Origin of the sequence: Bacteroides sp. AF32-8BH (assembly GCF_003435205.1) — a bacterium.
In the GTDB taxonomy this organism is placed as follows: domain Bacteria; phylum Bacteroidota; class Bacteroidia; order Bacteroidales; family Bacteroidaceae; genus Bacteroides; species Bacteroides ovatus.
The window spans coordinates 26,658-42,207 of record NZ_QVLZ01000038.1 but is presented as its reverse complement, the minus strand read 5'-3'; the positions used below and the strand labels follow the sequence as shown (position 1 = coordinate 42,207).

Below are 15,550 nucleotides of genomic sequence, written 5' to 3'. Positions count from 1 at the left end.
TGGAGACGTTATTTTTTTGATAGGAATATGGGTTCTGAGGGAAAAAACATATTTAGGATAATAAATTCTGTTCTACTGATTACAAATCTTTTCTTCTTTCGTCTTATTATTGTATTTTTGAATTAACAACTTCACAAAACCAAATAAAAATGAAGAAGAAACAGGTACTTTTAGCAGTTTTTGCTGCAACAATGTTGACTCCGACCGTTGCATGGGCGCAATACCCACAAATATCTGGCGAAGCCAAAGAAAACTATACAAAAATGATGACTGAAGAGCGGAAACGCTCTGATGAAGCATGGGCAAAAGCGTTGCCGATAGTACAAAAAGAAGCTAGAGAAGGACGTCCATATATTCCTTGGGCTGGTCGTCCGTACGATTTGCCACAGGCTGATATCCCTTCATTCCCAGGTGCTGAAGGTGGTGGTATGTACAGTTTCGGTGGTCGTGGAGGTAAAGTGATAACTGTCACAAATCTGAATGATCGTGGACCGGGTTCTTTCCGTGAAGCATGTGAAACTGGTGGTGCACGTATTATCGTTTTTAATGTTGCTGGTATCATCCGTCTGGAATCTCCGATTATCGTCCGTGCTCCTTACGTAACCATTGCCGGACAAACAGCTCCGGGAGACGGTGTTTGTATTGCTGGAGAATCATTTTGGGTAGATACACATGATGTGGTTGTACGTCATATGCGTTTCCGTCGTGGAGAAACGAAAGTATGGCATCGTGATGACTCTTTCGGAGGTAACCCTGTTGGTAATATAATGATCGACCACTGTTCCTGTACATGGGGATTGGATGAAAACATTTCTTTCTATCGCCACATGTACGACCCGAGTGAAGGACAGTATGAAAGCAAAGATTTGAAACTTCCTACTGTAAACGTAACTATTCAAAACACGATCTCTGCAAAAGCGTTGGATACATACAATCATGCGTTCGGTAGTACGTTAGGTGGTGAGAACTGTGCATTTGCCCGTAACCTCTGGGCTAGTAACTCCGGACGTAATCCTTCTATCGGTTGGAATGGCATATTCAATTTCGTTAATAATGTAGTATTCAATTGGGTGCACCGTTCTTCCGATGGTGGTGATTATACCGCGATGTTCAATATGATTAACAACTACTATAAACCGGGACCTGCTACTCCTAAGGATTCCAATGTAGGACATCGTATCTTGAAACCGGAAGCAGGACGTAGTAAGCTGGATCATAAAGAATATGGACGAGTATATGCCGATGGAAATATAATGGAAGGCTATCCTGAAATAACTAAAGACAACTGGAATGGCGGTATTCAGATTGAAACTCAACCGAACACTGACGGATATACTGAATACATGCGTAGCTATCAGCCGTTTGAGATGCCGTATATCAATATCATGGGGGCTAAAGATGCTTATGATTATGTATTGAAACATGTAGGCGCGAATATTCCTTGTCGTGATATTGTTGACGAACGTGTGATTGAAGAAGTAAGAACAGGTATTCCTTATTATGAAAAGAAACTTCCTAAAGATGCTTATGGTGACTTAACAGGTTTGTCTCCTAAGTCAATGGGAGAAGATGGACAGTTCAAGTATCGTCGTTTACCGAAAGATTCTTATAAGCAGGGTATTATTACTGATATTCGCCAGATGGGTGGTTATCCTGAATACAAAGGTACTCCTTATGTTGATACAGACAAAGATGGTATGCCGGACGAATGGGAAATTGCTAACGGACTAAATCCGAATGATCCGAGTGATGCCAATAAGGACTGTACTGGTGACGGATATACTAATATTGAAAAATACATCAACGGTATCAGTACAAAGCATAAAGTAGATTGGAGAGATATGAAGAACAACTACGATACATTGGCTGAAAAAGGAAAATTAATGTAATTATGAAAAAGATACTGATACTATCATTGCTTTTTATTTCCGGTTGGATGTCTGCACAGGCAGTCGACTTAAATAAAGAGAATCGTGATCCTGAATATGTAAAGTCTATTGTCAGCCGGTCACAAAAGATCGTTGATAAACTCGGACTTACAGATGCGAAAATAGCCGAAGATGTTCGCAATGTCATAGCCAATCGTTACTTCGAATTAAATGATATTTATGAGGTGCGGGATGCGAAAGTCAAGAAAGTAAAAGAATCCGGGTTGACTGGTGAGGCTAAAAATGAAGCTTTGAAAGCTGCGGAAAATGAAAAAGATGCGGCACTATATCGTTCACATTTCGCTTTTCCTGCCAATTTATCTCTCTTTCTTGATGAAAAGCAAATAGAAGCTGTTAAAGATGGCATGACTTATGGAGTAGTAAAAGTGACTTATGACTCACATCTAGACATGATTCCTACTTTGAAAGAAGAAGAAAAAGCTCAAATCTATGCTTGGTTGATAGAGGCCCGTGAATTTGCGTTGGATGCAGAAAATTCGAATAAGAAACACGCTGCTTTCGGAAAATACAAAGGACGTATCAACAACTATCTGGCTAAACGTGGATATGACCTGAAGAAAGAACGAGAGGAATGGTATAAACGTATAAAAGCCCGTGGAGGTTCTATATAATTAAAAAATAAGATACTATAAAAAGAAGTGAAATTCTTTCCCATTGTAAATGGTTAGTTTGTTTGATGGTGGAAAGGGTGGCTCGGAGAGTCGCCCTTTTATCGTATATAAATTTTGAATCTACTGATTCTTCTAGTATATTTGAGTACAAATGGCGCTTTCCATCGTCTCCTCTGTATAAAAGATACAAATATAGAATATACAAATGAAAAAGTTAAGAAATACATTAGCCGCAATAAGTCTTCTGTTTCTGGCTTCTTGTGGGGGGAACAAAGACTACTACATGTTCACTTCGTTTCATGAACCGGCTGATGAGGGGTTGAGATACTTATACAGTGAGGACGGAATTCACTGGGACAGTATTCCGGGAGTTTGGCTAAAGCCGGAACTGGGACAGCACCAGCTCATGCGGGACCCCTCGATGGTACGTACTCCGGATGGAACCTATCATTTGGTCTGGACTACAAGTTGGAAAGGTGATTTAGGGTTTGGCTACGCACATTCCAAAGATCTGATCCATTGGTCGGAACAACAGATGATTCCTGTAATGGCAGACGAACCGACTACCATTAATGTATGGGCTCCGGAAATTTTCTATGACGACGAGAACGATCAGTTTATGGTAGTATGGGCCTCCTGTGTCCCCGGGCGTTTCAAAAAGGGAATAGAAGAAGAGAATAATAATCATCGTTTATACTATATCACTACAAAAGATTTTAAAACCGTTTCGAAAGCAAAACTTTTGTATGATCCAGGATTCAGCACCATTGATGCCGTTATCGTGAAACGGGCAAAGAATGACTATGTAATGGTACTCAAGGATAACACCCGTCCGGAACGTAATCTGAAAATCGCTTTTTCCGATTCTATGACCGGTCCTTATTCGCCCGCATCCCAGCCTTTCACAGAATCCTTTGTAGAAGGACCGTCTGTAGAGAAAGTGGGAGACGATTATCTAATCTATTTTGATGTATATAAGAAAAAAATATATGGCGCTATGCGTACGAAGGATTTCCGGAACTTTACAGATGTAACAGAAGAGGTAAGCATCCCTGTAGGGCATAAGCATGGGACCATATTTACGGCTCCGGAATCAGTCGTAAAAGCATTATTGGAAGAAAAGAAATAAATCCGGAAACAATTTTAAATCAGAATAAATCATGAACAACTCTGCTAAAATTCTTTTTGTACTGGCTGTCGGTTGGTTGACTACTACAGCCTTTGCACAAGATAGAATTCATTATACAGGAAAAGAATTATCGAACCCTGCTTGTCACGACGGACAACTGTCTCCGGTAGTCGGAGTACATAACATTCAGTTGGTGCGTGCGAATCGTGAACATCCCGATGCTTCGAACGGTAATGGATGGACGTATAATCATCAGCCGATGCTGGCTTATTGGAATGGGCAGTTTTTCTATCAATACCTGGCAGACCCTTCTGACGAACACGTACCGCCTTCACAGACTTTTCTGATGACTTCGAAGGATGGATATCGCTGGACAAATCCGGAAATAGTGTTTCCTCCTTATAAAGTTCCCGATGGATACACCAAAGAATCTCGTCCGGGTGTACAGGCCAAAGATCTGATTGCCATTATGCACCAGCGTGTCGGATTCTATGTCTCTAAATCCGGCAAGCTGATTACAATGGGAAATTACGGAGTTGCTTTGGATAAAAAGGATGATCCCAATGATGGAAACGGTATTGGTCGGGTGGTTCGTGAAATAAAGAAAGACGGTCCTTACGGACCGATCTATTTCATTTATTATAATCATGGATTTAATGAAAAGAATACTGATTATCCGTATTTTAAGAAAAGCAAGGATCGTGAGTTTGTGAAGGCTTGCCAGGAAATTCTCGACAATCCGCTGTATATGATGCAGTGGGTGGAAGAAGCCGACCGTGAAGATCCTATTCTCCCGCTGAAGAAAGGATACAAAGCATTCAATTGTTATACATTGCCGGATGGACGTATTGCCAGTCTTTGGAAACATGCGCTTACCTCTATCAGTGAGGATGGCGGACATACCTGGGCAGAGCCTGTGCTTCGTGCAAAAGGTTTCGTCAACAGCAACGCGAAAATTTGGGGACAGCGTTTAAGTGATGGTACATACGCTACTGTATATAATCCGTCGGAATTTCGTTGGCCGCTGGCTATATCTTTGAGTAAAGATGGATTGGAATATACGACATTGAATTTGGTACATGGCGAAATCACTCCCATGCGTTATGGAGGAAATTATAAATCATACGGTCCTCAATATCCGCGTGGTATTCAGGAAGGCAATGGAGTGCCTGATGATGGTGATTTGTGGGTTTCTTACAGTGTGAACAAGGAAGATATGTGGATTTCCCGTATTCCTGTCCCGGTGGAAATAAATGCTTCAGCACATGCGGATGATGATTTCTCAAAAAATAAATCAATTGCGGAACTGACTGACTGGAATATTTATTCTCCGGTTTGGGCTCCTGTTTCTTTGGAGGATCAATGGTTGAAGTTGCAGGATAAAGATCCGTTTGATTATGCCAAAGTGGAACGTAAAATTCCGGCTTCTAAAGAATTGAAAGTATCATTTGATTTGAAAGCCGGCCAGAATAATAAAGGCACACTCCAGATTGAATTTCTGGATGAGAATGGAATAGCCTGTTCTCGTATGGAACTTACTGATGATGGCATTTTCCGATTGAAAGGCGGCTCCCGGTTTGCAAATATGATGAAATATGAAGCAGGAAAGGTTTATCATGTAGAAGCAGTCCTTTCTACTGTTGATCGTAATATTCAAGTATATGTAGATGGTAAGAGAGTAGGGGTGCGTATGTTCTATGCGCCCGTGGCTGCTGTGGAGCGAATCGTATTCCGTACTGGCGTACCTCGTACATTCCCGACTGTAGATACTCCTGCCGACCAGACTTATGATTTGCCGAATGCAGGTGCACAAGATCCATTGGCTGAATATGGCATTGCCAATGTGAAAACATCTTCTACAGATAAGGATGCGTCTTCTGCTTTTTTAAAGTATGCTGACTTCAGTCATTATGCAGACTATTTCAACGGTATGGAAGACGAAAATATTGTTCAGGCAATTTCCAATGCAAAGGCTTCGGAATGGATGGAGGAAAATATTCCTTTGTTCGAGTGTCCGCAACATAACTTTGAAGAAATGTATTATTATCGTTGGTGGTCAATCCGTAAGCATATCAAGGAGACTCCTGTAGGCTATGGCATGACCGAGTTTCTCGTTCAGCGTTCTTATTCAGATAAATATAATTTGATTGCTTGTGCAATTGGACATCACATTTATGAAAGCCGTTGGTTGCGTGATCCGAAATATTTGGATCAGATTATTCATACATGGTATCGTGGCAATGATGGCGGTCCGATGAAGAAAATGGATAAGTTCAGCTCATGGAATGCAGATGCTGTTTTGGCTCGTTACATGGTAGATGGTGATAAGGACTATCTGCTGGATATGAAGAAAGATCTGGAAACCGAATATCAGCGTTGGGAACGTACGAACCGTTTGAAAAATGGATTGTATTGGCAGGGTGATGTACAGGATGGTATGGAAGAATCAATCAGTGGAGGACGGAAGAAGAAATATGCCCGGCCGACAATCAATAGCTATATGTATGGCAATGCTAAAGCACTTTCATGTATAGGAATTCTTTCCGGTGATGAGGGGATGGCTATGAAATATGGCATGAAAGCAGATACTTTGAAAAATCTGGTAGAAAATGAATTGTGGAATACACGTCATCAGTTTTTTGAAACGATGCGTACGGACTCTTCTGCGAATGTGCGTGAAGCAATCGGATATATTCCCTGGTATTTCAACCTGCCGGATACCGCCCAAAAGTATGAAATTGCCTGGAAGGAAATTATGGATGCAAAAGGCTTTTCTGCTCCTTATGGACTGACAACTGCAGAACGTCGTCATCCGGAATTCCGTACACGTGGAGTAGGCAAGTGTGAGTGGGACGGTGCTATCTGGCCGTTTGCTTCCGCACAGACATTGACAGCAATGGCTAACTTTATGAATAATTATCCGCAGACTGTATTGTCTGACAGTGTATATTTCCGTCAGATGGAATTGTATGTGGAATCACAGTACCATCGTGGTCGTCCCTATATTGGTGAATATTTAGATGAGGTGACCGGTTATTGGCTGAAAGGAGATCAGGAACGTAGCCGTTATTATAACCATTCCACTTTCAACGACTTGATAATTACAGGACTGATCGGACTTCGTCCACGTTTGGATAATACGATTGAAGTGAACCCCTTAATTCCTGCCGACAAATGGGATTGGTTCTGTTTGGATAATGTATTATATCACGGTCATAATCTGACGATTCTTTGGGATAAGAATGGTGATCGTTATCATTGCGGAAAAGGATTACGCATTTTTGTAGATGGTAAGGAAGTAGGACATACAGATACATTGACTAGAATTGTTTGTGAAAATGTACTCAAATAATCTTTATTTTTAGACATAAGAACAAAAGAACATAAATGCTGCGCTTTGAAATTATTTCTATTGCTTATTGAACTGCTATTTTATTTTTTGTTCTTATGTTCTTCTGTCTGAATTAGATTCCCATTTATCGAACAAATAAAAGATACTTGAAAAATGAAATTCAAAAAGATTCTTCTTTCATTGCTAACTTGTTTGTCTTGTTTTGTACAGGCGAAGAATATAACCATCAGTCGTCTTACCTGTGAGATGCAGGAGGGACTGGTAGTGGTCGAAGGTTCACCCCGTTTGGGCTGGGTGATGGAATCGCCGGAAAATGGGACACGACAATCTGCCTATGAGATTGACATTCGGGAGGCTTTTACAGGGCGTTCCGTTTGGAATAGTGGGAAGGTTTATTCTTCGCAGAGTCAGTTAGTTTCTACAAAGGGGGCAGATATACGTCCTGATAACTCATTTAATTATAGTTGGCGCGTTCGTGTTTGGGATGAAACAGATACACCTTCCGAGTGGAGCAGTGAAGCGAAATTCCGGGCAGTACCCGAAAGGTTATCTTCGGGGCAGTGGATTGGAGCTATTACCCGACAAAATGCTCATTTACCGGAAGGGCGTAAGTTCCACGGTGGAGAGTTGAAGAAACCGGAAGTGAAAGCAGCTTGGGAAGCAGTAGACACTTTGGCAAAGAAAAGTATTTGTTTGAGAAGAACATTCCAGGTAGGAGATGCGACAGAAGGGGCGGCAAACCGAAAACCGGGTAAGAAAATAGTGGAAGCAACGGCATACGTTTGTGGTCTGGGATTCTATGAGTTTTCTTTGAATGGCAAAAAGGTAGGTAACAGTGAGTTTGCTCCATTGTGGAGTGATTATGATAAAACTGTTTACTATAACACATACGATGTGACGGAACAATTGCGGCGTGGTGAAAATGTCGTAGGAATCTTATTGGGGAATGGATTCTATAATGTGCAGGGGGGGCGTTATCGCAAATTACAGATCAGTTTTGGTCCTCCCACACTTTTATTTGAGCTGGTTATTAACTACGAAGATGGAACATGTACGACAGTTCATTCAGATAATGACTGGAAATATGATTTTAGTCCGGTAACCTTCAATTGCATATATGGAGGGGAAGATTATGATGCGCGTCGTGAACAGAAAGGATGGAATCAGATTGGCTTTGATGACAGTCACTGGCGTCCGGTAGTCGTACAGGAAGCTCCTAAAGGAATACTTCGTCCACAGATGGCGGCTCCGGTGAAAATCATGGAACGTTATGATATTCAAAAGGTAACTAAACTAAATGCGGAACAAATAGCATCGGCTTCCATATCGACCAAAAGAACAGTCGATCCTTCTGCTTTTGTATTGGATATGGGACAGAATCTGGCTGGCTTTCCGGAAATAACAGTACGTGGTAAACGTGGACAGAAAGTGACTTTGATTGTAGCCGAAGCATTAACGGATGAAGGTGCTTGCAATCAGCGTCAGACAGGGCGTCAGCACTATTACGAATACACTCTGAAAGGGGAAGGTGATGAAACCTGGCACCCTCGTTTCTCTTATTACGGTTTTAGATATATCCAGGTAGAGGGTGCTGTCTTAAAAGGACAGAAGAATCCGCAGAAGTTACCTGTATTAAAGAATATTCAATCCTGTTTCGTATATAATTCAGCCAAGAAAGTTTCCACTTTCGAATCATCCAACCGGATATTTAATGCTGCCCATCGATTGATCGAGAAAGCGGTTCGCAGCAATATGCAGTCTGTGTTTACGGATTGTCCGCATCGTGAGAAACTTGGGTGGCTGGAACAGGTACATCTGAATGGTCCGGGTTTGTTGTATAACTATGATTTGACAGCATACGCTCCGCAGATTATGCAGAATATGGTAGATGCACAACATTCCAACGGAGCCATGCCGACAACTGCTCCGGAATACGTGATTTTTGAAGGTCCGGGTATGGATGCTTTTGCCGAATCTCCGGAGTGGGGTGGTTCTTTGGTTATTTTCCCTTTTGTGTACTATGAGACTTATGGAGACGATTCATTGATTAAGAAATATTATCCGAATATGCGTCGTTACGTGGATTATCTCAAGACTCGTGCAGATAAAGGTATTCTGTCTTTCGGATTGGGAGACTGGTATGATTACGGAGATTTTCGTGCGGGATTCTCACGGAATACACCCGTTCCTTTGGTGGCTACTGCGCATTATTACATGACAGTCATGTATTTGGTACAAGCCGCGAAAATGGTGGGTAATGACTTTGACACTCGTTATTATACTTCGTTGGCACAGGATATAATGGCTGCATTTAATAAATATTTTCTTCATAAAGATACTGCACAATATGGTACAGGAAGCCAATGCAGTAATGCGCTTCCGTTGTTCCTCCAAATGACGCAGGATGCAGATGAACAAGGTAACTACCGACCGGATGCAGATTTGCATGAGAAAGTATTCACGAATCTGATAAAAGATGTGGAAGCACATGGCAACCGTTTGACTACCGGTGATGTGGGCAACCGTTATCTGATTCAGACATTGGCGCGTAATGGAGAACATGAACTTATTTATAAAATGTTCAATCATGAAGAAGCTCCCGGATATGGTTTCCTGTTAAAATTCGGCGCTACAACTTTGACCGAGCAGTGGGACCCCCGTCAAGGTTCTTCCTGGAATCACTTTATGATGGGACAGATTGATGAATGGTTCTTTAATTCACTGGTCGGTATTCGTCCTTCTACCACTCCAAAACAAGGTTATCAGAAGTTCATCATCGCTCCCCAACCTGTGGGAGATTTGAAATATGTCAAAGCGTCGTATGATACTTTATACGGTACCATTAATGTGGACTGGACTTGTGAGAATGGGACTTTCACTTTAAACGTGTCTGTTCCGGTGAATACTACCGCTGTCGTTTACCTCCCGGGCGAAAAAGAACCGAAAGAGATACAGAGCGGAACATATCAATTGGTTTGTGCAAAATGAAAGAGACATTTTATATATATTTGTAGAATGAAAAACAATGTATTCGTATAAAAAATCATGCAGCATCTTTATTTTAATCATGTAGCATGTTTGAAAAAAACATCTCAATGATTGTCTTCAAACATTGGGAAGAAAAAAAGATTCTATTAGCATGATTTTTTAGAAGGTAACAATGAAATTATACTTTAATAATATCGATTATGAATTTACGAACAACTCTTATCGTCTTTCTTTGCTTCTGTGCAACCACAGTTCTTCGTGCCGAGCGTGTAGATATGCTGAAGGCAGGTGCAAAAGCAAATGGCAAGACTCTTAATACAAAACTAATCAATTCAACGATTGACCGTCTGAACCGTGGGGGCGGAGGTACTCTTTTCTTTCCTGCCGGGACTTATCTGACGGGGAGTATCCATCTGAAAAGTAATATTACACTGGAGTTGGAAGCCGGAGCTACCTTGCTCTTTTCTGACAACTTTGATGACTATCTTCCTTTTGTCGAGGTTCGCCACGAAGGAGTGATGATGAAAAGTTTCCAGCCTTTGATTTATGCGGTAGATGCCGAGAATATTACGATCAAAGGAGAAGGAACTTTAGACGGACAAGGAAAGAAATGGTGGATGGAGTTCTTTCGTGTCATGATTGATTTGAAAGACAATGGCATGCGTGATGTGAATAAATATCAGCCCCTATGGGATGCGGCAAACGATACGACAGCGATTTATGCTGAAACGAACAAGGATTATGTAAATACATTGCAACGTCGCTTTTTCCGTCCTCCGTTCATTCAGCCCGTTCGTTGTAAGAAAGTAAAGATTGAAGGAGTGAAAATCATAAATTCTCCCTTCTGGACGGTCAATCCGGAGTTTTGTGACAATGTAACCATAAAGGGGATCACCATAGATAATGCACCCTCACCAAATACGGACGGAGTGAATCCGGAATCCTGCCGCAACGTACATATCAGCGACTGCCATATATCAGTAGGAGACGATTGCATCACAATCAAGTCGGGAAGAGATGCGCAGGCCCGTCGTTTGGGAGTACCTTGCGAGAATATCACTATCACCAACTGCACCATGCTTTCCGGTCATGGAGGCGTTGTTATCGGCAGCGAGATGAGTGGGAGTGTGCGTAAAGTTACTATTTCCAATTGCGTGTTTGACGGAACAGATCGTGGAATCCGTATTAAGTCGACCCGTGGAAGGGGAGGAGTCGTTGAAGATATTCGTGTCAGCAACGTCGTAATGAGCAACATTAAACAGGAAGCTGTTGTATTGAATTTGAAATACAGTAAAATGCCTGCCGAACCTAAGAGTGAACGCACTCCGATATTCCGTAACGTACATATCAGTGGAATGACTGTGACAAACGTAAAGACTCCGATCAAAATAGTGGGCTTGGAAGAAGCGCCGATATCTGACATCGTTTTGCGTGATATTCATATTCAGGGAGGGAAACAGAAATGTATCTTCGAAAATTGTGAACGTATCACGATGGATGACGTAATCGTCAATGGTGAAAAAACAACTAGCATAAATTAAAAATAAATGAAACGAATCCTTTTTACTATGCTTCTTGCCGCATCTCTTTCGGCCGAAGCCCAGACGCAAACATACGAGACAGAATTTGCCCGTCCCTTGAATGAAGTACTGACGGATATACAGAACCGTTTCGGAGTCCGTTTGAAATATGACATTGATACGGTGGGAAAAGTGCTGCCTTATGCCGATTTCCGTATTCGTCCTTATTCCGTGGAAGAGTCCTTGACGAATGTATTGGCACCTTTCGATTATAAATTTGTCAAGCAGAAAGGAAATATGTATAAGCTGAAAGCATACGAGTATCCACGTCGTACAGATGCAGATGGAGAGAAGATGTTGGCTTATCTGAATACACTCTATACAGACCGACAGTCTTTTCAACTTCGTGCCGATTCTCTGAAAAAAGAGGTACGTCAGCGTTTAGGTATCGATACTTTGCTGGCTCAATGTGTCAAATCCAAACCTATTCTTTCAAAGATACGTAAGTTTGATGGCTATACCGTGCAGAATTTCGCGCTTGAAACACTTCCCGGATTATACATTTGCGGTTCTATCTATACGCCCCAATCGAAAGGGAAACATGCGTTGATAATCTGCCCTAACGGACATTTTGGTGGCGGACGTTATCGGGAAGACCAACAACAACGTATGGGAACTTTGGCACGTATGGGAGCTGTTTGTGTAGACTATGATTTGTTTGGATGGGGAGAGTCGGCTTTGCAAGTTGGCAGTGCGGCACACCGTAGCAGTGCGGCGCACACTATACAGGCAATGAACGGCTTACTGATTCTTGACTACATGCTTGCTTCCCGTAAGGACATTGATACCAGCCGTATTGGTACGAATGGCGGTTCGGGTGGAGGTACCCATACTGTATTATTGAGCGTATTGGATGATCGTTTCACCGCTTCAGCTCCGGTAGTGAGCCTGGCTTCTCACTTCGACGGTGGCTGTCCCTGCGAAAGCGGAATGTCCATTCAACTATCTGCAGGAGGAACCTGCAATGCGGAATTAGCCGCTACTTTTGCTCCTCGTCCACAACTGATCGTATCGGATGGCGGCGACTGGACGGCCAGTGTTCCTACTCTTGAATTTCCTTATCTGCAACGAATCTACGGATTCTACCAAGCAAAAGATAAAGTAACGAATGTACATCTTCCCAAAGAGAAACATGACTTTGGTCCGAATAAGCGGAATGCTGTTTATGACTTCTTCGCAGAAGTATTCAAATTGGATAAAAAGATGTTGGATGAAAGCAAGGTCACCACTGAACCGGAATCCGCTATGTATAGTTTTGGTGAAAAAGGAGCTTTGCTTCCTGAAGGCGCCATCCGTTCTTTTGACAAGGTAGCTGCTTATTTTGACAAGAAGGCTTATGCTAACTTAAAATCAGATGCTTCTCTCGAAAAGAAAGCCATCGACTGGGTAGCTTCTTTAGAGTTGAACGATGATAAAAAGGCAGGTTTTGCAGTAACTGCCATTTATAATCATCTTCGTAAAGTACGTGACTGGCACAATGAGCACCCTTATACGACAATCCCCGGGGGTATCAATCCTCTGACAGGCAAACCGCTTTCCAAGCTCGACCGTGAAATGATTGCAGATTCCGCTATGCCGAAAGAAGTGCATGAAAGGCTAATGAAAGATTTACGCAGAGTATTGACGGAAGAACAGATTGAACAAATCCTGGATAAATACACGGTAGGTAAGGTTGCTTTTACCTTAAAAGGTTATCAGGCCATTGTACCCAATATGACGGAGGAGGAAACGGCTTTCGTTCTGGAACAGTTGAAACTGGCTCGCGAACAGGCTATTGACTACAAGAATATGAAGCAGATTTCTGCTATCTTCGAAATTTATAAAACCAAATGTGAGCAGTATTTCAATGAGCATGGTCGCAACTGGCGTCAGATGTTCAAAGATTATGTGAATAAGCGAAACGCAGAAAAGAAGGCTCAAGGAAAGAAATAAAATGAAGGTAAACCCTTAACCTTCTACATAGCCGGAATATCTCCGGGGTAATAGAAGAATATAATAGAGCTATGCTTTGCAACTGACAAAGCATAGCTTTATCATATCTAAAGCTATGCTTTAGTTCCCCTAAAACACTGCTATCACTTATTTCTTCACGATTACTAAACATCTTTTTCGCAGAAAATGTGTTATTTTGTAGATGGCTAACAGAAATGTATATGATATGGATAAGCAAAAAGTAGCATTAGTCCTTTCCATGGGGGGAGCACGTGGAATAGCACATATAGGAGTAATTGAAGAATTACTTTGTCACAACTTTGAGATTACTTCCATTGCAGGAAGTTCCATGGGAGCAATGGTGGGAGCAATGTATGCTTCAGGAAAAATGGAAGAATGTAAAGAATGGCTGTATAGTTGGGACAAACGCAAAATGTGGGAATTGGCGGATCTTACCTTAAGCCGGGATGGATTAGTGAAAGGTGACCGTTTTATTAAAGAACTGAAACAAATTATTCCGGACATGAATATCGAAGACCTGCCTGTCCCTTATGTAGCGATGGCTACGGATATTGTCCGCGATCAGGAAGTCAGGTTTGACAGAGGGAGCTTACATGAAGCTATTCGTGCGTCTATTTCTATCCCTATGCTTTTCCGTCCGTTGAGAAAAGACGGTATGGTATTGATTGATGGAGGTATTCTGAATCCTCTTCCATTGAGTCATGTGCAACGCACTGAAGGAGACATTCTGATAGCTGTCGATGTGAATGCACCCATTGATACTGGAAAGAAAAAGAAAGTATCTCCTTATAATCTGTTGACAGAATCTTCCAGGATGATGATGCAGCAAATCACCCGTTATCAGATAGAACGTTGTCAGCCGGATATCTTAATTCAGATTTCTGGCGATACGTATGATATGTTGGAGTTCCATCATGCAGCTTCGATTGTAAAGACAGGAGTGGAAGTTACTCGAAGAATATTAATGCAATAAATAGTGGATACTATCGTATTTGTTATCGTGCCCAAAAGACTTTAACAAATACGATAGTATTCATTAAAGTGATAGATTTTTATTCAATATAAATCATCTTTTTCGTCATTCCCCCATCAATCGTGATGTTTTCTCCATTGATGAAATCATTGTTTTCCTCGCAGAGAAACAGACACATACGGGCAATATCTTCCGGTTTGCCTACCCGTCGCGAAGGATGTTGTGAATGATCTTCCGGCCGGAGTTGGTCATAATCATGAGTTTGTATCCATCCCGGAGCAATAGAGTTGACGGTGATATTCCATTCAGATAACGATAAAGCCAGTGCATGAGTTAAAGAATAGATACCGCCTTTCGAAGCTGCGTAACCTTCACTTCCCGATTCACTCATCAGGTAACGTGTGGAGCAGATATTGATAATCCGGCCGTATGGGTTAGGAGAGGACTGCTCTTTACGATGTATGGCAAGCAGGCGGGAGGTGATAAATACAGGGCGTAGGTTGATAGAAAGAATTTTGTCGAAATCCTCTACGCTCGTTTCGGTGATAGACGAAAATTGACTAATACCGACGTTGTTGATAATAATATCAATATCATTCCATTCGGAAAGAATACGTTGCATGCAACTTTCAAGCGCATCCTTATCGCTGACATCGACTTTATGGAATATAGATCCGGTTGCTTTTGCAGTCTCTTGTCCCGCTATTTCATTTATATCACAAAAAGCGACTTGATCGCCGGACAGGCAAAAAGCTTCTACTATTGCCTTGCCTATACCTTCCGCTCCTCCTGTTATAAATACTCTTCTTTTGGAGGGGGATGATTTTGAGGTCATTGGAGTACACGAAGCCGATTCTGCCGGATGAACTGTTGTAGATTTCTTCTTACCATATTTCTGTGCTTGTTTCCAAGCAGCCTTTCTGGCCTCATATTGTTCCTGTTGTCTTTCTATATAATTATCTGCCATCGTTCTTTTTTATTTATTGGCAAATGTAAAATATAAAATGGATAAATA

9 protein-coding genes are annotated in these 15,550 nt (G+C 41.8%); 8 read left to right on the top strand and 1 reads right to left on the bottom strand.

The window, feature by feature from the left end; translation table 11 throughout:
• Nucleotides 1-149 precede the first annotated feature (149 nt).
• From DWZ47_RS22630 to DWZ47_RS22595, 8 genes are all read left to right on the top strand, one after another.
• Complete coding sequence (locus DWZ47_RS22630; RefSeq protein ID WP_070782974.1) at nucleotides 150-1,889, top strand: thrombospondin type 3 repeat-containing protein; 1,740 nt, start codon at nucleotides 150-152, stop codon at nucleotides 1,887-1,889.
• 2 nt (nucleotides 1,890-1,891) lie between these two features.
• Nucleotides 1,892-2,560, top strand: a complete 669-nt coding sequence (locus DWZ47_RS22625) for a DUF3826 domain-containing protein (RefSeq protein WP_070782972.1) — start codon at nucleotides 1,892-1,894, stop codon at nucleotides 2,558-2,560.
• A 205-nt stretch (nucleotides 2,561-2,765) separates the two neighbouring features.
• Complete coding sequence (locus DWZ47_RS22620; RefSeq protein WP_199488162.1) at nucleotides 2,766-3,689, top strand: glycoside hydrolase family 43 protein; 924 nt, start codon at nucleotides 2,766-2,768, stop codon at nucleotides 3,687-3,689.
• A gap of 31 nt (nucleotides 3,690-3,720) precedes the next feature.
• Nucleotides 3,721-7,041: an MGH1-like glycoside hydrolase domain-containing protein gene (locus DWZ47_RS22615; protein WP_117514766.1), complete on the top strand. Its 3,321-nt coding sequence runs from the start codon at nucleotides 3,721-3,723 to the stop codon at nucleotides 7,039-7,041.
• 153 nt (nucleotides 7,042-7,194) lie between these two features.
• Nucleotides 7,195-10,029, top strand: coding sequence for a glycoside hydrolase family 78 protein (locus DWZ47_RS22610; RefSeq protein WP_158570396.1), 2,835 nt, complete (start codon nucleotides 7,195-7,197; stop codon nucleotides 10,027-10,029).
• A 200-nt stretch (nucleotides 10,030-10,229) separates the two neighbouring features.
• Complete coding sequence (locus tag DWZ47_RS22605) at nucleotides 10,230-11,570, top strand: glycoside hydrolase family 28 protein (protein WP_004327280.1); 1,341 nt, start codon at nucleotides 10,230-10,232, stop codon at nucleotides 11,568-11,570.
• Nucleotides 11,571-11,576: 6 nt separating this feature from the next.
• Nucleotides 11,577-13,541 carry a DUF3826 domain-containing protein gene (locus DWZ47_RS22600; RefSeq protein ID WP_004327281.1) on the top strand — a complete coding sequence of 655 codons (1,965 nt, stop codon included), beginning with the start codon at nucleotides 11,577-11,579 and terminating at the stop codon, nucleotides 13,539-13,541.
• Between the two features lie 202 nt (nucleotides 13,542-13,743).
• Complete coding sequence (locus DWZ47_RS22595; protein WP_004327282.1) at nucleotides 13,744-14,535, top strand: patatin-like phospholipase family protein; 792 nt, start codon at nucleotides 13,744-13,746, stop codon at nucleotides 14,533-14,535.
• A gap of 79 nt (nucleotides 14,536-14,614) precedes the next feature.
• On the opposite strand, the gene DWZ47_RS22590 is transcribed toward DWZ47_RS22595, so the two are convergent.
• The gene (locus tag DWZ47_RS22590) at nucleotides 14,615-15,502 is read right to left on the bottom strand and encodes an SDR family NAD(P)-dependent oxidoreductase (protein WP_004327283.1); all 888 of its coding nucleotides are present in this window, start codon (nucleotides 15,500-15,502) and stop codon (nucleotides 14,615-14,617) included.
• Nucleotides 15,503-15,550 lie beyond the last annotated feature (48 nt).